This window comes from Kribbella sp. NPDC051586 (assembly GCF_044453965.1).
GTDB lineage: Bacteria > Actinomycetota > Actinomycetes > Propionibacteriales > Kribbellaceae > Kribbella.
In genome coordinates this window covers 1,179,711-1,198,449 of record NZ_JBITDF010000004.1, presented here as the reverse complement: position 1 = coordinate 1,198,449, position 18,739 = coordinate 1,179,711, and the positions used below count along the sequence as shown (strand labels likewise).

Sequence of the window (18,739 nt, the reverse complement as noted above, 5' to 3'; positions counted from 1 at the left end):
TCGTCGCGTGGCGATGGAGTCGGGGACGCTACTCACTACGGTGGGGCGGGCGGGGGTCCTGTTCGGGAAGGCCTGGCCACGCCTGTTCGCGGTCTTCCTGGTGGCGCAGTTGGCGCACCGAGGTCTGCAGTGGGTCGCTGTGCAAGCAGGCGCCAAAGCCGAGGCTGCCGGCATCGCAGTACTGGCTCTCCTCGTCGTCGTGTCGCTCGCCATGTACGTCACCATGTTCCTGGTACTGCGTGGTGAGCTGCCCTTCCATCGGCGGGCAGTTGCCGAAGGCATGCTTGCTCCGGACGGCATGGAGCCCGGCAACGAGCACAAGCCGCTCGACGCGCTCGCGGCGGCACTGCTCCCGTTCCTGGCGTTCTACGCGGCGTACAAGTTCCTGCAGAACGAGGCGCTCGACTACGAGTACCAACTCGCCGTCCACAAGGTCAACGAGACCGCCGCGACCGTTCTGAACGGCGGTGCGGTGCCGCAGCCGTCGGAGGGCCTGCAGTCGCTGTCCACCTGGTTGTTCATCGGCCTCGGCCTGACGGCGTACCTGCTCCGCTTCGTGTTCAAGAAGTGGAAGAAGGAGAACGAGGGGCCGGTCCGCAAGCTGTTCGTCACCTACCTCGAAGCCCTGTGGATCTTCGTGGTCGTTTACCAGGCGACGTCGGTCATCCCGCCACCTATGACCTGGCTCAAGGAGCGCGTCGTCTGGCAATGGCTGCACGACGGCTACAGCTGGGTGCTGGATCACGTCCTCGGCGTCAATCAGGTTCGCGAGGTGTGGGACGCGGTCACCAGCTTCGTCGCCGCCGGCATCGGCGACCTGTGGGACGCCGCCGTACTTCCGCTGATGTGGATCACGATGACCGCGGTCATCTACGGCCGGGTCGTGCAGAAGTTGGACGCCCCACGCTGGCGGTTCGACCGGATCACACACCGCTGGCAGCAGACGCCGCGGATCGTCCGCATCGCCGGGAACTCGGTGGTCTCCGACTGGAAGGACCGCTGGATCCCGGTCGCCAATGCGTTCCGGCTGGTCGTCCGCTCCGGGCTCCGGCCGATGCTCGGGTACTTCCTGGCCTGGGCGGTCGTCACGTTCGCCGCCAGCGCTGTGTGGATCGCCCTCAAGCTGTGGGTGCTCGGTCCGCACACGCTGCAGTTCTGGCAGGTCATCGACGAGCCGCTGAACCTGGTCACCGACGGTCTGAAGATCGCGCTGCAGGTCAGCTTGCTCGCCGCGGCGTACGACCGCATGATCGGCGGACTGGCCGGCTACCTGACGCCGCGGACCCGTGCGGTCCACGAGCAGCCGGCCGGCGACCACGGCGTCACCGACCTGAGTGCGGCTACCTCCGGAATGCCAGGTACTGAGGGAGCTTCGTAGCAAAGGTGATCGTCGGCTGCACGCTGCCGGCGACAGAGGACGGTACGACGAACACGGCGACCGTCTCGAACGGCTTCCCGGCCACCGGCTTCACGTAGTACTGCGCCAACTGTCCGCGCCAACTCTCCGGCTTGTCGTCGTACCCACCGGTGCAGCCGGTCGGACGGTCCTGGTAGTCGTCCGCGATCACGGTGTCGTCCCAGGTCCGGCCGTCCGGTGCACGCAGGTGGAACTGGCAGCCGCCGAGCCCCTCGAGCGCGGACACCTTGTCCACCTGGATCCGGAAGTACACGCGGATCCGCGTGGTCCCGTCCGGCAGCGCGTCCTGACTGGAGGCACCGGCCCGTACCGGCCGCGGGTCCTGCTCAACGCTGGCGCCGTACCAGATCGCGCCGTTGTACGACGTCCCGCCGGCCGACACCGCGACGGGATCGCGAGGCTCAGCGTCGTACCAGGACTTGTAGTCGCTGCGGGTGGTCCACCAACCGGCCAGCGGGATCGCCACCACGAGCGTCGCGAGCCCAACCGCGTTCTTGCCGAACCAGCCACGACGGACCAGACGCCCACCGGTCATGTGTCGCTCGCCACGGTCAGCGCTACGACGTCCTGAACCGCGGGGGTGTCCGGGCCGAGCGGGACGGTGACCTGGGGCTCGAGATCGTTGAGGAACGACTTCTCCATCACCTGCAAAGTTGCCTCGGGCACCTTGTTGGCCGGCATCTCGACCACGAACGAGCCGCGGACCGGGATGTCCGGCGCGAGTTCGGTGCCGGTCAGGTCGACCTGGTCGAGACCGTTGCGGTTGGCACCTAGGTACGTGACGCCGTCGGCGGACCTGATCCTGACGTTGAAGACGTGGATCGGTTCGCGAGTAGCGGTGACCGTCGCGTCGATCACCACGAAGTCGGTCAGCGAGTCGCGGTCCGGCGTCGAGTGCGGGATGCGGAGCTTCTTGCCGACCCGTACGTCGTTCACGGTCAGATCGAACCGCGGAGTCTTCACCGTCCGGCCGACGATGCCCTTCACCGGCGTTGGGTCCTGGATGTCCTTCTGCGTCGGCGTGAGGCGGTAGAGGCCGACGATCGCGACCAGGACGGCGAGGGTGAGACCGATGTTGAGCAGCCTCCTCATCTGGTGGTGTCCTTCACCGTGACCGTGCTGTCCGCGACGACCTTGTCCGGCAGCCACTTCTCGTGGTGGTCGAGGATCGACTCGTCTTCGTGCTCGTAGCCCTGCACGGTCAGGCTGACCTGGGTCGGGAGATCGGTGGCCTTGGGCAACTTCCAGACGTAGGCGACGTCCTCGCCGGCGTCGGGCGTCAGGACCGGGCTCATGGTCTGGTCGCGGAGGTTGGTGGTGCCGAGCGGCGGGTCGGTGTCCTTCACCCCGGGTACGCCGATCAGCCGGATCAGGTCTGACGGCGGGGTCGTACCGGTGTCGTCGGTGACCTTCAGCTTGGTCACGACCGCGATCAGCGCGCCGCCGTCGTCCGGAGTGAACAGCGGCTTCAGGTCCTTCACGGTGACGACGCGCTGGATGGTGACTTCGAACTGGCCGGCGTCGACGGCGGTGCCGGCGTCCACCTGCGGAGTCTCCGCGCCGGCCTTCTTCAGCCCGCCGAAAGCCGCGGAGATCGCCAGCAGTACAGCGACGGCGCTGATCGACCAGTTCCGGACCGAACGGCCACGCACCTTGAGATCCTGGAACTCGGGGAGCTCTTCCGGCTCGTCCGGCCCCGACTCCTGCTCCGACTCCTGCCCCGACCCCCCGGTCCCCGTTTCCTGCACGCGGGCAAGCGTAACCAGCCAGAGGGCCGCCTCAGTCGTCCGGCCGCCCGCGCAGGCGCTTGGTCTGACCGCGCCGCTTCTTGTCGTCCAAGCGCCGGCGTACGGACGCCTTGCTCGGCTTGGTGGGGCGCCGCTTCCGGGGCGGCGGTGCGATCGCCTCACGCATCAGCACCACGAGCCGCTCCCGGGCGGCCTCCCGGTTGCGCCACTGCGATTTGTACTCCGAGGCGGCGATCGTCACGACTCCGTCGACCAGCCGCGACTGCAGCCGCTCGAGCGCGCGCGCCTTCAGTACGTCGCTCAGCGCCGACGTGCCCGCCACGTCGAAGCTGAGCTCGACCCGGCTGTCGGTGGTGTTCACCGACTGCCCACCCGGTCCACCCGACCGCGAGAACCGCCACGCCAGCTCGCCCTCAGGAATCACCACCCCGGTCCGCACCGTCAACCCAGTCTCCACGTGGCCAATTAAGACAGAATCCGCAGATGGATGCCTGTGTGTTTTGCGACCTCACCTCCTCCGACCCGCCAAACCTGATCCGCGTGCGGTTCTCAGTCTGTGAAACGGGTGGTTGAAACGTGGACGGCGGGTCGTACCGTGGGTAACTGTGAGTCTTGGAGTGTGGGTGCTGGTCGGGGCTGTGGCCGCCGGCGTGGTGCTCAGTGTGCTCAAGGCTTGGGTTGATGGACGCTTTCGCGGGAAGAGCGAGGACGACGTGGAGCGGGTGACGGCCGCGGAGCTGGGCGGGGAGCTGGGAGAGCGTGCGACGCTCCTGCAGTTCTCGTCGGCGTTCTGCGCACCGTGCCGGGTGACCCGGCGGACGCTGGCCGAGGTCGAGGGCATGGTCGACGGGGTGCGTCACGTCGAGCTGGACGCGGAGTCGCACCTGGAGCTCGTACGGCGCCTGGACATCCTCCGTACGCCGACCACGCTGGTCCTGGACAGCACCGGAGCCGTCGTGAAGCGCGCCAGCGGAGCACCGCGCAAGCCCGACGTGATCGCCGCACTCGCGGTCGCGCTTGACCGCCAGGCAAGCTGACCACCGTCCGGTACGTGCCATCGAATGGCGCTTGCACCTGCGCGTAAGCAAGACTCTCCAGGTGAGCTCTCCAGCCGGTTGGTACGACGACCCCGAGGACCCGACCCAGCAGCGGTACTGGGACGGCAGCACCTGGACGGATCAGCGCCGCGCGCAGCAGGGCCCACCGCCGTACCAGGGACAGTTCGGGAGCGCACCGCAGTACGGTCAGGCCGCCCAGCACGGGCAGGTGTACGGCGGCGGGGCACAGCCGGGCCAGCCGACCCGTCCGGAGCCGAAGTACGGCCAGTACGCCGCCCAGCCCCAGCAGCAGCCCCAGCAGCCGCAGTACGGGCAGTACGCCGGACCGCAGCAGCAACCGCAGTACGGCCAGTACGGGCAGTACGGCCAAGGCCCCGGTGGTCACCCACAGCAGCAGGGCTACGGCTACCCCGGCAAGCGCCCGCACACCACTCCGGACGGTCAGCTGCTCTCCGGCTGGTGGCGGCGGGTGTTCGCGCGGATCATCGACTCGATCATCGTCGGCATCGTCGGACTGCCGCTGACCGGCTACTTCTACTACAAGTACTCGCAGATCCTCTGGGACTACTTCAAGACCGTCATGGACCAGGCGGAGGCAGGCACTCCGACGACCACGACCACGCTGCCGCCCGAGGTCTACAAGTGGATGATCCCGGCGGTGCTGATCGGTTTCGTGGTCTCGTTCGCCTACGAGTACCTGTTCCTGACCAAGAAGGGCGCTACCCCGGGCAAGATGCTGCTCGGCATCGCGGTCCGGCTCCGGGACGTCCCCGGCAACCCGCCCGGCGCGGCGGTCGCCAAGCGGTACGGCTTCGAGATCGCGCTCAGCGTGCTCGGCATCATCCCGCTGGTCGGCACGCTGGCCGGCTTCATCGCGCTGATCAACTACCTGTGGCCGCTCTGGGACGACAAGAAGCAGGCGCTGCACGACAAGGTGGCAGCGACCAACGTGGTCCGTACCTGATACCACCATGTGATCAGTTGTCTCGGATAGCGGGACAACGGTCGGCAGGTCCGGCCGGGTTCCGTACGCTCGATCCGTGGTTTACACGACATGGCTGACCAAGCGCAGGGCAGTGGACAACTGCCGAGTGCGCTCGTCGCTGTGTCGACGCCGCTGACCAGGCGGCGTCCCGAGCGCTGCGAAACCGGTCGCTGAGCACGGTTTCGCGTACGTCGTCTTCCCGCAGACCCGGGCGGGTCCGGCTCGACATTCCTCCTCCCTCCGGGAGTCGTCATGTCCGAAGCACAGACGGCGCAGAAGGTCGATCCCCGCGGACTCCGGTTCGCGGCCGGGGTGACCATGGTCGTCCTGGCGTTGACGCTCGTACTGAACAACCCGTGGCCGCTGGCGGTGCAAGCCGTGGTGTTCGCGATCTCGGTCGCGTTCGGCGTCCAGGCCTCGCCGTACGGGCAGTTGTTCAAGCGGCTGGTCCGGCCCCGGATCGGTCCGCCGCAGGAGCTGGAGGACGCGGCCCCGCCGCGGTTCGCCCAGCTGGTCGGCCTCGTCTTCGCGGTCGCCGGTCTGATCGGGTACCTGACCGGTGTCACCGTGCTGGGCGTGGTCGCGACCGGATTCGCCCTGGTCGCCGCGTTCGTGAACGCGGCCGTCGGGCTCTGCCTCGGTTGCGAGGCCTATCTGCTGATCCACCGCATTCGTACGCCAACCACCGCTACCAACTGAGAGGCAGCACACATGAGCAGGGAATCCGCGCTCGTCTCGGCCGACTGGGTCGAGGAGCACAAGAACGACGCCGGTGTCGTCCTGATCGAGGTCGACGAAGACGTCTCGGCGTACGACGCCGGCCACATCGCCGGTGCGATCAAGCTGGACTGGAAGGACGACCTGCAGGACGCGGTCCGTCGTGACTTCGTCAACCAGGAGCAGTTCAGCGCGCTGCTGTCCGAGCGTGGCGTCAAGAACGACGACACGGTCGTGCTGTACGGCGGCAACAACAACTGGTTCGCCTCCTACGCGTACTGGTACTTCAAGCTGTACGGCCACAGCGACGTCCGGCTGCTCGACGGCGGCCGCAAGCGCTGGGAGCTGGACAGCCGCGAGCTGACCGACGAGGTCGTCAAGCGCGACGCGACCGAGTACGCGGCGAAGGCGCCCAATCTGGACATCCGCGCCTTCCGCGACGAGGTCGGCGACGCCATCGGTGTGAAGAACCTGGTCGACGTCCGCAGCCCCGACGAGTACGCCGGCCGGCTGCTCGCCCCGGCCCACCTCCCGCAGGAGCAGGCGCAGCGTGCGGGTCACATCCCGACCGCGGCGAACATCCCGTGGAGCAAGGCGGCCAACGACGACGGCACGTTCCGCTCCGACGACGAGCTGAAGACGCTGTACGCCGACGCAGGCGTGGACTTCGGCAAGGACACGATCGCGTACTGCCGGATCGGTGAGCGCTCGGCGCACACCTGGTTCGTGCTGCACGAGATCCTCGGCCAGGAGAACGTGAAGAACTACGACGGATCCTGGACCGAGTGGGGCTCGCTGGTCGGCGTACCCGTTGCCCTCGGCGACGAACCCGGAAAGGCCTGACACATGTGCGGAGCAACGAAGGGCGGCCTCGACCTCAAGGGTGTCGACGTCGACAAGGAAGCCGTTATCCAGGGCCAGGTGCTGCGCGGCGAGGAGCCGGTCGGCGGCGCGTACGTGCGGCTGCTGGACGCAGGAGGTGAGTTCACCGCCGAGGTACCGACGTCGGCCACCGGACACTTCCGGTTCTTCGCGGCGCCGGGCAGTTGGACGCTGCGCACGCTGGCCCCGAAGGCCGACCCGGTCGACCGTCAGGTCGTCGCGCAGTACGGCGAGGTCGCGGAAGTGGCCGTCACCGTCTGAGCAGTCGCTCGTTACTGAAGGTGCCACCACTACCCGCTGGTGGCCCACCCTGAAGTGAGCACCGAGGGGCCCGGACCTTGCGCGTCCGGGCCCTTCGGCATGCCCGGGATCGCTTACCCGGCAGGGATTCGGGGGCATCGCAGCCGAGTTACGGGTCGGCCGGGCAAATCTCGTGGATCGAGCAGCAATGTAACGGTTGGGTCTCAGAGCGCGGTCGGCTCGTCACCTACCGCAATCGACTGAGTTGTGTCTGTGTCCTGACCCGCACTTCGGGTCACGTCATCACTCAGGGAGGAGGGGTCAATGCGACCCCGCATCGGATACAAGAAGCTCGCCGCCGTCGGAGTTGCGGCGGTTGTCGGCGTGGCTTCTACGATCGCGCTGACCTCGGGTTCGGCTTCCGCCTCGCCGGTTTTCGGATACAGCGGTTACTCGTACGGCACCGACGTCGAATCCGGCCTGGCGAACAGCGGTCCGCAGGTCATCAGCAAGTTCGGTTGCACCACGGACGCCCACAAGGCTGACAAGAACGACCTCGCCACGGCGAACGTGAACAACCAGGCGATCGCACGCTCGGTGAAGACCGACACGCACGCCTTCGACAACAAGAGCGGGACGGGCGTCACCAGCACCGCGACGGCCGCCGACATCCGCGTCGGCACCCTGCTCACGCTGACCGGCGTGCGGACCACCACGACGGCCAAGTACTCGAAGGGCCAGCTGTCGTACACCGGCAACACCACCTTCGCGGGCGTGAAGATCGGCGCGATCTCGGTGCCGTCGCTGCTCAAGCCGAAGTGGAACACCAAGATCGCGGTTCCGGGTCTCGGTTACATCGTGCTGAACCGTGTCGGCGGCGTGAAGACCAGCTCCGGCATCTACTCGTACGCGCAGGCGGTCGTGCTGCACGCCACGGTGAAGAACCAGTACATCCCGCAGGGCGTCGACGTCGCGGTGCTGAAGACCCGCGCGGAGATCTCCAAGCCGGCGACCGCACTGGTGATCGGCGACGCGTACGGCACCAAGGCCACGGCCGACAAGCTGGTCGTCTCCGACGCGACGTCCCTTCAGACCACCTGCCAGGGCACTGAGGGCAAGACGGTCCGGGTCGCGGTCGGCGAGCTGAACATCCCGAGGGTCGCCTACGTCGGCGGTGTCTACACCACCAAGAACGGCGCCATCGGTGCGAACAAGTCCTACATCAACTTCACCTCGCACGTCGCGGGCGTGAAGGTGGGCAGCCTGTCCATCGGCGCGATCGAGTCCTCGGCCTCGGCGTGGAAGACCAAGGACAACAAGGCCGGCGTCAGCTCGTCCTCGACGATCGCCTCGATCCGGGTCGGCGGCAAGTCCTACGCGGTTCCGACCGGCGAGAACAAGACGCTGAACATCCCGGGTATCGCGCGGCTGACCTTCAACCAGGTCCTGCGGCAGAAGCGGTACATCGCGGTGAACGCGCTGGTGATCGACGTCTACAGCCTGAACACCAAGGTTGTCGTCGGCCACTCGGCCGCGGGCGTCGTCAGCTGATGTCGGCAGGCGCCATCTGAGTCGAACCTCACCGACCCAGAAGCACACCGGCCCCCGGATCCCGCACGGATCCGGGGGCCGGTTCTTTTATGCGTCGAGGATCAAGGTGACCGGGCCGTCGTTGGTGAGCGCGACCTTCATGTCGGCGCCGAACCGGCCTCGCTCCACCTTGGCGCCCAGGTCTTCCAGAGCGGCGCAGAACGCGTCGTACAGCGGCTCGGACACGGGGCCGGGCGCGGCCGCGCTCCACGACGGGCGGCGGCCCTTGCGCGTATCGGCGTACAGCGTGAACTGGCTGATCGTGAGGATCGGCGCCTGCTCGTCCGCGGCGGAGCGCTCGTTGTGCAGGATACGGAGGGTCCAGATCTTCGCGGCCAGTGCGGAGGCCTTCTCGACGGTGTCGTCGTGGGTGACCCCGAGCAGGACGACCAGCCCGGGCCCGTCGATCGCTCCGATCACCTCGCCGTCGACGGTGACCGATGCCTGGCTGACTCGCTGTACTACGGCTCTCATGGTCACATCCTCTCCTGCCGCAGATCGTCCGGTGATCGGACCTGTCTACCGGCAAATATCCGTTCCCGATCGCGATCTGGCAGGATTCCTCCATGGCGTCGACTCTGATCACTGTTGCTCCCACCGGTGCCGAGACCGCGAAGGTGGACTGCCCGGCCCTGCCGACCACGCTCGACGAGCTGGTCGAGACCGCGAAGCGGTGCGAGGCCGCGGGGGCGGCGATGATCCACATCCACATCCGCGACGGGGAGCACAAGCCGACCCTCGACCTCGGCCGGCTGACCGAGACCGTCGCCGCGGTCCGCGAGAACACCGCGCTGATCGTCCAGCTCTCCACCGGCGGAGCGGTCACCGATCCGTACGACCACCGGCTGCGGGTCCTCGACGCCGTACCTGACTCCTGCTCGCTGACCATGGGGACGGTGAACTTCGGCGACGACGTGTTCATGAACCCGTGGCCGTTCGTCACCCAGCTCTACCAGCTCACCCAGGAGCGCGAGGTCGTGCCGGAGTTCGAGCTGTTCGACCTAGGCCATGTCGCCGCGCTGCACCGGCTGCTCGGCAAGTACGGCCTTCCGTACGGCGGACGCGTGCACTGCGACCTGGTGATGGGCGTCCCCGGCGGCATGCCCGGTACGGCGGATGCGCTCGTTGCCGCCGTCAACGCCTTGCCGGACGCGGTCACGTCCTGGTCCGCCACGGGCATCGGCCGTACGGCGCTGACGGTCGCGCTGGCCGCCTTGTCGAAGGGCGGCAACCTCCGCGTCGGGATGGAGGACACGCTCACGCTGGCGAAGGGACAGCCGGTCACTCACAACGCGGAGCTCGTCGAACGCGCCGCCGCCCTCGCAACGCTCGCACAGCGACCGCCGATGTCGCCGGACGAAGCCCGCGAGCTCCTGAACGTGAAGCGATGAAGTAGCCGGCGATCCCGCCCGCGATGATCGTTGCCTCCAGCAATAACCAGTCGTGGAGGTAGTCGCGGGGGAGGACCGTCGGGTTCACACCTTCGCCCTGGCGCAGCAGCAACGGCACCGCGATCAGGGTGGTGATTCCGACGTACAGCAAGGTCGTCCTGACCACGTTGATGGTCCGATGCGCGCCCGGCCGCATCGACCACCGCGCCACGAGCCATCCGATGCCGACGGTGAGGGGCACGAGGAAGAAGTCATCTGTCGCCACCGCCCCAGCTAGCCACAGCGGCAGTCGGATCAATCCGTTCACGTCCACGGTGGTGGCCAACTTCCAGACTCCCCAGAGGCCGACGAGCACGCCGGCGACTGCCAGTCCGATTCGCGCCCTCATGCGATGACCTCCAGCCGGTGCACCCATTTGGTCTGCAACACTCCGGGCCGGTTGGGCGCGATGATCCGCGCCGGGAACCCATGGTCCAGCGCCAGCTCCTCGCCGTTCAGCCGAAGCGCAAGCAGTGTGAGCGGGTCGGACGCGAATTGCTCCGGCAGCTCACTGGTCGCGTAGAACCCGCCCTTCTCCATCGACACCACGCGGACCCGCGAATGCGCCGGAGCGCCGCACAGTTCGAGCAGGTCCCGGATCCGTACGCCCTCCCACCGGCCGCCCTGGCTCCAGCCCTCTACGCAGGCGATGGGCAACGCTGATCGACTCTGCGGAAGCTGCTGCAACTGCTCCAGGGTGTACGAGAGCTGCTGTGGGCCCGTGACTGTGAAGCGCCAGTTGTCGTCGATGCCGGTGACCCCGGCCGCTTCCGCCGTACGGTTGATGGGGAGTCCTTGCGGGCCGATGTTCGGCTTCCGCGGCGCGAGTACGGCGACCGGGCCGAGCGCTGGTACCGATTGCCCGATCGACGTGATGCCTACCAGGGCGGCGGCGCCGGTGACTGTCTTGAACAGGCTGCGGCGGGTGAGGCCGGAGATTGCCGGCGGCAAGGAGTCGGGCACGATCTCGGCGAGGCGGCGCCAGTTCGCGCGGATCAAGGGGAGTTTGACGGCGATGTGCACGAGGAGCGCGCCGACGATGATCCAGGCCAGCGCGTAGTGCGTCTGCCGGAACGGGAACGGCCACGGGTACCACTGCAGCGTGTTGACGAAGCCGATGAACAACTCGAGCGCCATCGCCGACACGAGCACCAGGATCGAGGCGCGTTCGAGCATCGTCTCGAGGGCCTTCCGGCTGGGCGGCCACGGCAGCTTCGCGAACAGCTTCGGGTAGACCGTCCACAACTTTGCCAGCAGCAACGGGACGGCGACGGTTCCGCTCAGCACATGCAGTCCCTGCGTCACGCGGTACAGGCCGGCCGGGCGGCTCGGGATGGGCAGCCAGCTCGGGGTGTCCTGCGCGAAGTGGCTGTACAGCCCGGTGAGGAAGCAGATGATGACCACCAGGCCGAGCCAGCGGCCGAGCACCGTCGCCACCCGCGGGTGGTGCAGCGCGGATGGGAACGACTTCTCGGTCGGCGGCGCCGGGAGCTTCATGTTTCCACTACAACCCCGGCGGGGAGGTCCGTACGGCGTACACCGGTTACTGCTCGCGAACGGCGTATTACTGGTCGCGAACGGATTGCCGGCGGAGCCGTTATCCACAGGTCTGCGTCTGTACGGCGGATGGTGGTACCGATCGGGGCATACTCTGAGCCGAAATGATCTCTGGCCGGACTGTTTCCGGACTGTTTTCTGGACTTTTCTGGGCGGACCGGGGCGAAAGGAGTGAGGCGGAGTGAAGACGCAGGAGCGGTCGTCCGAGGATGACGAGCGGGCGATGGCGGATCTGGCCGAGGTCGCGGACTGGCGATCGATCTGGGGCCCGCCGGCCACCGGCATGGACGCGATCCGCGCCCTGGTGAACCGCGTGACCGCCGCCACCGGCTGGCGTCCGTGGGCCCCGGGCAACATCGACCCCGACCGCTACACCTGGGGCCTGGTCACCCAGCGCGAGACGGTGATGCTGGTGCTGCCCGACGCCGTGCTGCCCGAAAGCCCCCGCAGCGGCTGGTCGGCGTACGAGATCGCCCCGGGCGAGCTGCCGCTGGTCGAGGAAGGCCTGGACGACCACTGGCCGGATCAGCTCGAGCTCGCGCGCCGCTACTGGGGACCGCCGGTCTTCGTCGGGTCGGGCGACGATCTCCGCGTCCCGCCCGAGTGGCGCGGTCGCCGCCGTCACCTGGCGGTCTGGCTGCGGCCGGGCGCCGAGATGCACCTGTACGCGTCCCAGCCGGGTCCGGAGGAAACCGCAGCCGGCTTCGGATACTCCGTCTACGCCAGCGAGGTGGCCTGATGGCTGAGGAAGAAAGCGCAGAACATTACCTCCAGGTGCTCGCCGGCCACGCCCGCCAGCTCTACCAGTGGATGCGAAGCGTCGAGCAGCGCGTCCGGCAGCAGTTCACCAATCAGCAGCAGCGCCGAGCGCTGATCGAGGACGGCAACTCCCGCCGCAGCTGGGACCGCAACCTCGACGTCGCGACGCGGGACATGGATCCGCGTGACCGCACTCGGGGCTACGAGCAGACCGCCTCCGACGTCCGGGCAGCCGAGGAGCTGCAGGCGGGCAACCGCGGCCTCGAGCAGCAGCGGCAGGCGCTTCAGGCGGAGGTCGACGGCGCCCAGCAGCAGCTTGATCAGCAGGCTGCCCAGCTGAACAACGACCGCGACCGCGACGGCATCCCTGACGACATCGAGAACCGGACCGACTTCGACCGGGACCACCGCAACGACGCGACCCAGCGTCGTGACGAGATCGACGAGCAGAACGACCGGGCCCATGACCAGGACGGTGATGGCGTCGACGATGGGGTCGAGGATCGCGAGGCGCAGCAGGCCCGCGACGACGAGGATCGGCGGAAGCAGCAGGAGGAAGAACGCCGTCGCAACCAGGAGAGCGAGGAAGGCGTCGACGTCGTGGACGCCGCGCCTGCCGCCGTCGGTGCAGCAGCCACCGCCGAGGCCCTGGACGACGAGCTGGACCAGGAGCGCGCCGACGACCTCGAAACCCAGGACCCGTCCGCCGAAGCCGACAACCTGCGGCAAGCCGAAACCGACGCCGCCGAGCAGGACGGCGTCGACCCGTCCGCCGCCGAACAAACCGGCCTCGACGCCAACGACCGCCTCCAACAGGACAACCTCGACCAGCAACCCGAGGTCGACGCCCAGCAGGACGGCCTCAACCCGGACGCAACCGAGCAGGCCGGCCTCGACAACGACCTGCAACAAGACAACAGCACCACCCCGCAGACAGCCGAGGACAACGCCCTCGACTCATCCACCCTCGACGCCGAGCAACAGACCGACCTAACCCAAGACCAACAAGCACCCGCCCAAGACCAGCAGGTGGACGGCCAGGACCAGCAGCTGTCAGGCCGGGACCAGCAGGTGCCTGCGCAAGATCAGCAGCTGGATGGACAGGACCAGCAGCTCGATGGGCGGGACCAGCCGGAGCCCGCAGCCGACGAACAGTTGTCCGGCCAGGACCAGGAGGTCTCCGAGCAAGACCCGCAGGTTGATGGCCAGGATCAGCACTTGTCGGGCGAGGGCCAGCAGGTGCCTGCGCAGGACCAACAGCTGTCGGGGCAAGAGCAGCAGGTGCCAGAGCAGCAGCCGCCGCAGGTCGAGGCGCCTGAGCAAGGGCAGCAGCAGGCGCAGGCTTCCGAGCAAGGGATGGGCGAGCAGCCCAACCAAACCGGCCAGCGCCCGACCGGTCCGAACACTCAGCAGATCGCCAACGCCTCCCAGTCCGCAGTCGACGAGACCGCCGGCCTCGGCTCCGATGACCAGGGCCAGGGCCAAGGCCAAGGCGGTCAGGAGAGCCAGGGCCAACGCACCCAGCGGCCCCCCGCCGAAGAGCCGATCCTCGACGAACACCGACAGGACCGCGCCAACGGCCAGTCCCAGACTCAACCCGGCAACGAGATCCCACCCAACGAACGCGCCACCCTGGACCGCAGCCAAGAAGGCTACGCCCCCGCCGCCCTCGCCACCCGCGATAGTGGCGGCGTAGCCACCAGCGCACGCCCCGGCACCGCAGCCCAGCAACGCTCCCAAGACCGAAGCCGCAACGACCGACCCCAAGGCGCCGGCCCCCGCGAACCCTAACCACCCACGGTCCCCCGCCACCCACCACCCGGCGGGGGACCGCTCCCTTCCCCAACCACCACCCACAGATTCCCACCCGTGAACCAGCACCGGTTGGGATCAGCCCCCTCGCCCGCCGCCAGCCACACCCGAGCGCCGCCTCCCCGTAGGACGCAGTACGCAGATTCCCACCCGTGAACCAGTAGCGGGCGGGATTTAGCCAGTTCGTACGCCCAGCCGCACCCAGAGCGCGACCTCTCCGCGAGCCACCACGTCATAGCCAGACGTCGCCGTAAGCCCGCCCGCCGCGGCCTGGCCCTCCTCATCGCCTCATCCAGGCGGAGCCCCCGCCACCCACCCTCGCCACTCACCTCCGCGGGCCTCTCCGCTCCAATCACCCCGTCCCTCCCACCGCGCCATTCACCCGTCGAGTCGTGGGATTAGGCAGCCCGAAAGCACTTCAATCCACGACTCGCGATTCGGCGAACCAGCCAACCGCCACGACTCGGTGGCCAGTGCTCTGGCGGGAGCGGTCGAACGTCGGTCCGGCGGCGTTCGCCGGCGCCGCGCCGTAGTACCTGGTGAGGGCTCCGCCGACATCAGTGGCTTTCTCGCTGCCGGCCGGTACGTCCGTCGAGTCGTGGGATTCGGCGCCCGAGAAACGCCTGGACCCACGACTCGCGATTCGCAGAGCCAGCCAAACGCCACGACTCGGTGGCCAGTGCTCTGGGGGGAGCGGTTGAATGTCGGCCCGGCGGCGTTCGCTGGTTCGGCGAAGCAGCACCTGGTCAGACTCCGTCGGCGGCGGTCGCTTTCTCGCCGCCGGCCGGTACGTCCGTCGAGTCGTGGGATTCGGCGTCCGAGAAGCGCCTGAATCCACGACTCGCGGTTCGGCGAGCCAGCCAATCGCCACGACTCCCGTGCGAGTGGTGGGTGGGCACGCTCGATCGTCTGCCCGGTGGGGTTCGGCGCTCCGCGACGCTGTACTTGGTGAGAGTCCGCTGGTGTCGCGACGCAGTACCGGCGAGAGTCGGCTGGTGTCGCGACGTGGTAGCGGCGGGAGTCGGCCGGTGTCGTGACGCGGTGCCTAGGGTCCGGTGGCGGCGGTCGGGCTTGGTGGCGGGGTTAATAGACGATGGCTTGGGTGTTTTCGGTGAGGATTTCTTCGGTGAAGGTGGGCGCGCCGGCGATGCGGGTGCCGGGGCGGAGGTCGGGTTCGGTGAGGTCGCGGCGTTTGGCGCACTGGGTGCAGACGGTTAGCTGACCGCCTTCGAGGACTACGGTGAGGAGGTCGGCCAGGGGCGCGGCGTGGGGGAGGTCGAACGCTTCTGCGCGGCCCGGTACGGCGAACCAGACGGCCTCGCCGGTCAACCAGAGCGAGACCGTGGCACCGGCCGCGACGGCTGAGGCAGCGACGGTGAAGGCTTGGTTGGCGCGCTCCGGTTCCTCGGCACCTGCGGTCAGCTTGATCACCAGCATGCGGGGCATCCCGCCACGCTAACCGAACCCAGAACCCTCGGCCCCGCCTGGCCGCAGCATCTCATCGCAGCCGGACGTGACCGGGCTGGCCCGACACCGGCGGACCACCTGACGCAGTCCGACGCGGTCGTTGGCCTCAATGCCCAACCGGACGGCCTCGTCGGGCGCGGGCAGAGCGTCGGTTGGGTACTAGGGGCGTGCGTCGACGGTGGATCGGGCGTCGTCGCGCGGGGTCGCGTGGGCCGAAGGTATGTCGGGCGTGGGGCGGGCTGGTCTGACGTCGGCCGGGGGTGTGTGTTGGGCGTCGGGCGGGCTGGTCTGACGTGCGTAGGCGTGGGCCGGGGGCGTGTTGGGCGTCGGCCGGGCTGGTCTGACGTGGGCAGGGGGTGTTGGTCGCGGGACGGGCTGGTCTGACGTGGGCAGGGGGTGTGTGTTGGGTGTGGGGTGGGCTGGTCTGACGTGGGCCGGGGGTGTGTGTTGGGCGTCGGGCGGGCTGGTCTGACGTGGGCAGACGTGGGCCGACCGTGGGTTGTGGGTGGGGGCGCGTGCGAGTGTGGGCGGTTGGGCGGTTGGTTGGACGGGCCGGGTGTGGGGGCGGTGGTGCGGGAGGTCACGTTGGGGGAGGCGGGGGGTGGGGGTGGGATCCTTTAGAGTGGGGGGCGTGTTGCATGTTGTGTTCACCTCGTTGTTGGTGCTGGTCTGTGTGTTCATGGGCTGGTTCTCGGCGTTTGTCGTCTATCGGCTGTATCGCGGCCACAACGCGGGCTGAGTGATTCGATGGCGTTCGAGATTCCGCAGGACTTGCACCCGGACCTGATGCCGCTGGCTTGGTTGCTCGGGCGCTGGGAAGGGCGCGGGCACGGCGACTACCCGACGATCGAGAAGTTCGAGTTCGGGCAGCAGATCGACTTCAGCCACAACGGCAAGCCGTATCTGCACTACGTCAGCCAGACGTTCGTCGTCGGCGAGGACGGTACGAAGGAGCGCCCGCTCGCGGTCGAGACCGGGTTCTGGCGGCCGCGGCCGGACAACAAGGTCGAGGTGATCCTGGCGCATCCGACCGGTTTCGCCGAGATCTGGTACGGCGACATCGACGGCGCCAAGATCGAGCTGCAGACGGACGTCATCGCGCGCACCGTCAGCGCGAAAGAGGTCACCGCCGGCCACCGCCTGTACGGCCTGGTCAACGGCGAACTGCTCTGGGCGTACGACATGGCCGCCGAGGGCCAGGCACTCCAGCCCCACCTCTGGGCCACCCTCGTACGTTCGTAGCCCGTCCAGAGCTACGCCGGCCTCGGTTCAGCAGGAACCCAGGCCAGGGCGCCGGCCTGGGCTCCTGCTCTCGTCATGTCCTCAGACCTTGGGGTGGCTCGGAGTGATGCGTGTCGCGAGCGAGGTCCAGCTGATGATGTCGCCGGTCTTGTACGGCATCGGGTCACCGTCGCCGTTGAGCGGTGCCGTCACCGTAGCGACCTCACGCAGACCGATGAACTGGCCGGTCTTCGAGTCGATGATCAGCTCCTTGCGGACACCCCACAGCTCCACCAGACCGATCGCCCGGCCGGCCTTCCCGTCCAGATTGACCGTGTCCGGGAGGAGCTGGATGCCGTGGATGCCGCGCAGTGCCTTGTACAGCGTGGCTCGCTGCTCCGCCGTCGCGAACCCGGACACCAGGATGCTCCCGGCGCGCTCGAAGGCCCTGTAGTCGCCCTGTGCCGGAGCATCACCCAGACCCGGCCAGGAGTGGTCGTTCTTTCGCAGTGCCGCGAGCAGAGCGGCCGGGTCCCGGGGCAGCCCGGCGACGAAGGAGCTCGAGGGGCTCAGCCAGCTGCCCTTACAGCTGTTCGTCGTACCTTTCGGCTGCATCAGAATGCCACCGCCGGTCATGACGGCGCAGGCGTCCGCGGTCTTGATCTTCTGCGGCTTGACGTTCAGCGGATCGGTCCTGTGCCAGAGCTGCTCGGCAGCTTTGCTGGAGAACTTCTGCTCGGCGCCGAGCACCGAGATCGCGGTGAACGGCGGCGTCTGGGTGGACGGAACCCACCAGTCGCTGACCGAGAGGCGAGTGCCGTGGTAGGCGTTTCGCGGACCGAAGTTCCATCCTTCCAGGCTCCGCTGGGTGACCCGCCGGTACTGGCCGGCCGGGATCGGAGCGTCCGGGGTACCGGTCGACTGGTCGGCGGCGGTCGCCAGGAACGTGCCGGCGTCGGCCACCGCGCCGGGCGCCACCGTCCCATCGGTTTTGCTGACGACGTCGTTGACGAGGAAGCCGACGGCCAGCGTTCCGGCGAGGGCACCGGCAAGCACCATCCGGCGGCGCCCGGTGGGGCGGCGTTCGGCGGGCCGCGGGGTCAGCGCCCGCTGACGGGCCTTGGCGAGCGCCAGCGGGGTGGCCGGCGGTACGTCGTCGTTCAGGCGCTTGAGCGCATCGATCTCGGTCATGAGCGGTTCTCCTGGAAGTCGGAGCCGAGCGCGGCGCGCAGGACTCGACGGGCACGGTGCAGGCGGGACGCGACCGTCCCGGCGGGGATTTTCAGGGCAGCGGCGATCTCGGGGTAGCTGAGGTCTTCCCACGCGTAGAGCAGGAGGACGTCCCGGTCGGTCTGCCGGAGGCCGGCAAGGACACCGGCCAAAGCGCGGGAGGTCGTCTCCGCGTCGACCCGATCGACGACCTCGGCGGAGAGCGTGTCCGCGCCGGCTGACGCTGTGCCCGGGTCGGAGCGCGAGTACGCCCGGTACTGGCGGATCTCGTCACGTCGTCGGCGGCGGATCAGATTGGTCGCGATGCCGTACAGCCACGGCAGCGCCCCGGACGATGGCCCACGGAAGCGGTCTCGGCCCTCGAAGGCGGTGAGGAAGGTCTGACCGACGAGGTCGTCCGCCTCGCCGGTACCTAGCCGGCGAGCGATGTACCGATGGATCGCCGGGGCGTGCAGGTCGAACACCAGCGCGAAGTCGTCTGGGGTCTGAAGGCTCGTGAGCCCGGGATCCGTGTCCGCGGACCGAGTCGTGACATCAGCCGCAGTGGCTGGTATCGGGGCTGGTATCGGAGCTGGTATTGGAGGCGGGCCATAGATCTCAGGTATGCGTTCGCGACCGAGCGACGC

20 protein-coding genes are annotated in these 18,739 nt (G+C 68.3%); 11 read left to right on the top strand and 9 right to left on the bottom strand.

Annotated elements, in window-relative coordinates; all coding sequences use genetic code 11:
* Window positions 1–13: 13 nt before the first annotated feature.
* The gene (locus ACIA58_RS32605) at window positions 14–1,378 is read left to right on the top strand and encodes a hypothetical protein (RefSeq protein WP_396407843.1); all 1,365 of its coding nucleotides are present in this window, start codon (window positions 14–16) and stop codon (window positions 1,376–1,378) included.
* On the opposite strand, the gene ACIA58_RS32600 is transcribed toward ACIA58_RS32605, so the two are convergent.
* The 4 genes from ACIA58_RS32600 to arfB are packed head-to-tail and all read right to left on the bottom strand — an operon-like array spanning window position 1,341 to window position 3,622.
* Window positions 1,341–1,952 (bottom strand): hypothetical protein, encoded by a 612-nt coding sequence (locus ACIA58_RS32600; RefSeq protein WP_396407647.1) that lies wholly within the window; start codon window positions 1,950–1,952, stop codon window positions 1,341–1,343. The genes ACIA58_RS32605 and ACIA58_RS32600 overlap by 38 nt on opposite strands.
* Complete coding sequence (locus ACIA58_RS32595) at window positions 1,949–2,509, bottom strand: hypothetical protein (RefSeq protein ID WP_396407646.1); 561 nt, start codon at window positions 2,507–2,509, stop codon at window positions 1,949–1,951. The genes ACIA58_RS32600 and ACIA58_RS32595 overlap by 4 nt, the downstream gene beginning before the upstream one ends.
* The gene (locus ACIA58_RS32590; RefSeq protein WP_396407645.1) at window positions 2,506–3,165 is read right to left on the bottom strand and encodes a hypothetical protein; all 660 of its coding nucleotides are present in this window, start codon (window positions 3,163–3,165) and stop codon (window positions 2,506–2,508) included. The genes ACIA58_RS32595 and ACIA58_RS32590 overlap by 4 nt, the downstream gene beginning before the upstream one ends.
* Window positions 3,166–3,196: 31 nt before the next feature.
* Window positions 3,197–3,622, bottom strand: coding sequence for an alternative ribosome rescue aminoacyl-tRNA hydrolase ArfB (gene arfB, locus ACIA58_RS32585; protein ID WP_396407644.1), 426 nt, complete (start codon window positions 3,620–3,622; stop codon window positions 3,197–3,199).
* A gap of 148 nt (window positions 3,623–3,770) precedes the next feature.
* Here arfB and ACIA58_RS32580 point away from each other — a divergent pair, with 148 nt between their 5' ends.
* The 6 genes from ACIA58_RS32580 (at window position 3,771) to ACIA58_RS32555 (ending at window position 8,598) form a co-directional block, all read left to right on the top strand.
* Window positions 3,771–4,202: a TlpA family protein disulfide reductase gene (locus ACIA58_RS32580; protein WP_396407643.1), complete on the top strand. Its 432-nt coding sequence runs from the start codon at window positions 3,771–3,773 to the stop codon at window positions 4,200–4,202.
* Window positions 4,203–4,263: 61 nt separating this feature from the next.
* A complete protein-coding gene (locus ACIA58_RS32575) occupies window positions 4,264–5,187 on the top strand; it encodes an RDD family protein (RefSeq protein ID WP_396407642.1) in 924 nt (307 codons plus the stop codon).
* Window positions 5,188–5,460: 273 nt separating this feature from the next.
* Window positions 5,461–5,907, top strand: coding sequence for a DUF4395 domain-containing protein (locus tag ACIA58_RS32570; RefSeq protein ID WP_396407641.1), 447 nt, complete (start codon window positions 5,461–5,463; stop codon window positions 5,905–5,907).
* A 12-nt stretch (window positions 5,908–5,919) separates the two neighbouring features.
* Entirely contained in the window at window positions 5,920–6,768 is an 849-nt protein-coding gene (locus ACIA58_RS32565) for a sulfurtransferase (RefSeq protein WP_396407640.1), read from the top strand.
* Window positions 6,769–6,771: 3 nt separating this feature from the next.
* Window positions 6,772–7,068 carry a DUF1416 domain-containing protein gene (locus ACIA58_RS32560; RefSeq protein ID WP_396407639.1) on the top strand — a complete coding sequence of 99 codons (297 nt, stop codon included), beginning with the start codon at window positions 6,772–6,774 and terminating at the stop codon, window positions 7,066–7,068.
* Window positions 7,069–7,371: 303 nt separating this feature from the next.
* On the top strand, window positions 7,372–8,598 hold the full coding sequence (locus ACIA58_RS32555) for a choice-of-anchor P family protein (RefSeq protein WP_396407638.1): 1,227 nt from the start codon (window positions 7,372–7,374) through the stop codon (window positions 8,596–8,598).
* A gap of 87 nt (window positions 8,599–8,685) precedes the next feature.
* Here the strand turns inward: ACIA58_RS32555 and dtd are convergent, their stop codons facing one another.
* Window positions 8,686–9,111 (bottom strand): D-aminoacyl-tRNA deacylase, encoded by a 426-nt coding sequence (gene dtd / locus ACIA58_RS32550; protein WP_396407637.1) that lies wholly within the window; start codon window positions 9,109–9,111, stop codon window positions 8,686–8,688.
* A 92-nt stretch (window positions 9,112–9,203) separates the two neighbouring features.
* On the opposite strand from dtd, the gene ACIA58_RS32545 reads away from it, so the two are divergent.
* A complete protein-coding gene (locus tag ACIA58_RS32545) occupies window positions 9,204–10,028 on the top strand; it encodes a 3-keto-5-aminohexanoate cleavage protein (RefSeq protein ID WP_396407636.1) in 825 nt (274 codons plus the stop codon).
* A gap of 384 nt (window positions 10,029–10,412) precedes the next feature.
* Here ACIA58_RS32545 and ACIA58_RS32540 read toward each other — a convergent pair whose 3' ends face one another.
* The gene (locus ACIA58_RS32540; protein WP_396407635.1) at window positions 10,413–11,564 is read right to left on the bottom strand and encodes a molybdopterin-dependent oxidoreductase; all 1,152 of its coding nucleotides are present in this window, start codon (window positions 11,562–11,564) and stop codon (window positions 10,413–10,415) included.
* A gap of 241 nt (window positions 11,565–11,805) precedes the next feature.
* Here ACIA58_RS32540 and ACIA58_RS32535 point away from each other — a divergent pair, with 241 nt between their 5' ends.
* Both ACIA58_RS32535 and ACIA58_RS32530 read left to right on the top strand, forming a co-directional pair.
* Complete coding sequence (locus ACIA58_RS32535; protein WP_396407634.1) at window positions 11,806–12,363, top strand: hypothetical protein; 558 nt, start codon at window positions 11,806–11,808, stop codon at window positions 12,361–12,363.
* Window positions 12,363–14,174, top strand: coding sequence for a hypothetical protein (locus tag ACIA58_RS32530; protein ID WP_396407633.1), 1,812 nt, complete (start codon window positions 12,363–12,365; stop codon window positions 14,172–14,174). The genes ACIA58_RS32535 and ACIA58_RS32530 overlap by 1 nt, the downstream gene beginning before the upstream one ends.
* 1,104 nt (window positions 14,175–15,278) lie before the next feature.
* On the opposite strand, the gene ACIA58_RS32525 is transcribed toward ACIA58_RS32530, so the two are convergent.
* Window positions 15,279–15,641 (bottom strand): DsrE family protein, encoded by a 363-nt coding sequence (locus tag ACIA58_RS32525; RefSeq protein WP_396407632.1) that lies wholly within the window; start codon window positions 15,639–15,641, stop codon window positions 15,279–15,281.
* 768 nt (window positions 15,642–16,409) lie between these two features.
* On the opposite strand from ACIA58_RS32525, the gene ACIA58_RS32520 reads away from it, so the two are divergent.
* Window positions 16,410–16,904: an FABP family protein gene (locus ACIA58_RS32520; protein WP_396407631.1), complete on the top strand. Its 495-nt coding sequence runs from the start codon at window positions 16,410–16,412 to the stop codon at window positions 16,902–16,904.
* Window positions 16,905–16,985: 81 nt separating this feature from the next.
* On the opposite strand, the gene ACIA58_RS32515 is transcribed toward ACIA58_RS32520, so the two are convergent.
* Both ACIA58_RS32515 and ACIA58_RS32510 read right to left on the bottom strand, forming a co-directional pair.
* Window positions 16,986–18,074 carry a CU044_5270 family protein gene (locus ACIA58_RS32515; protein WP_396407630.1) on the bottom strand — a complete coding sequence of 363 codons (1,089 nt, stop codon included), beginning with the start codon at window positions 18,072–18,074 and terminating at the stop codon, window positions 16,986–16,988.
* Window positions 18,071–18,577, bottom strand: a complete 507-nt coding sequence (locus ACIA58_RS32510) for an RNA polymerase sigma factor (RefSeq protein WP_396407629.1) — start codon at window positions 18,575–18,577, stop codon at window positions 18,071–18,073. The genes ACIA58_RS32515 and ACIA58_RS32510 overlap by 4 nt, the downstream gene beginning before the upstream one ends.
* Window positions 18,578–18,739 lie beyond the last annotated feature (162 nt).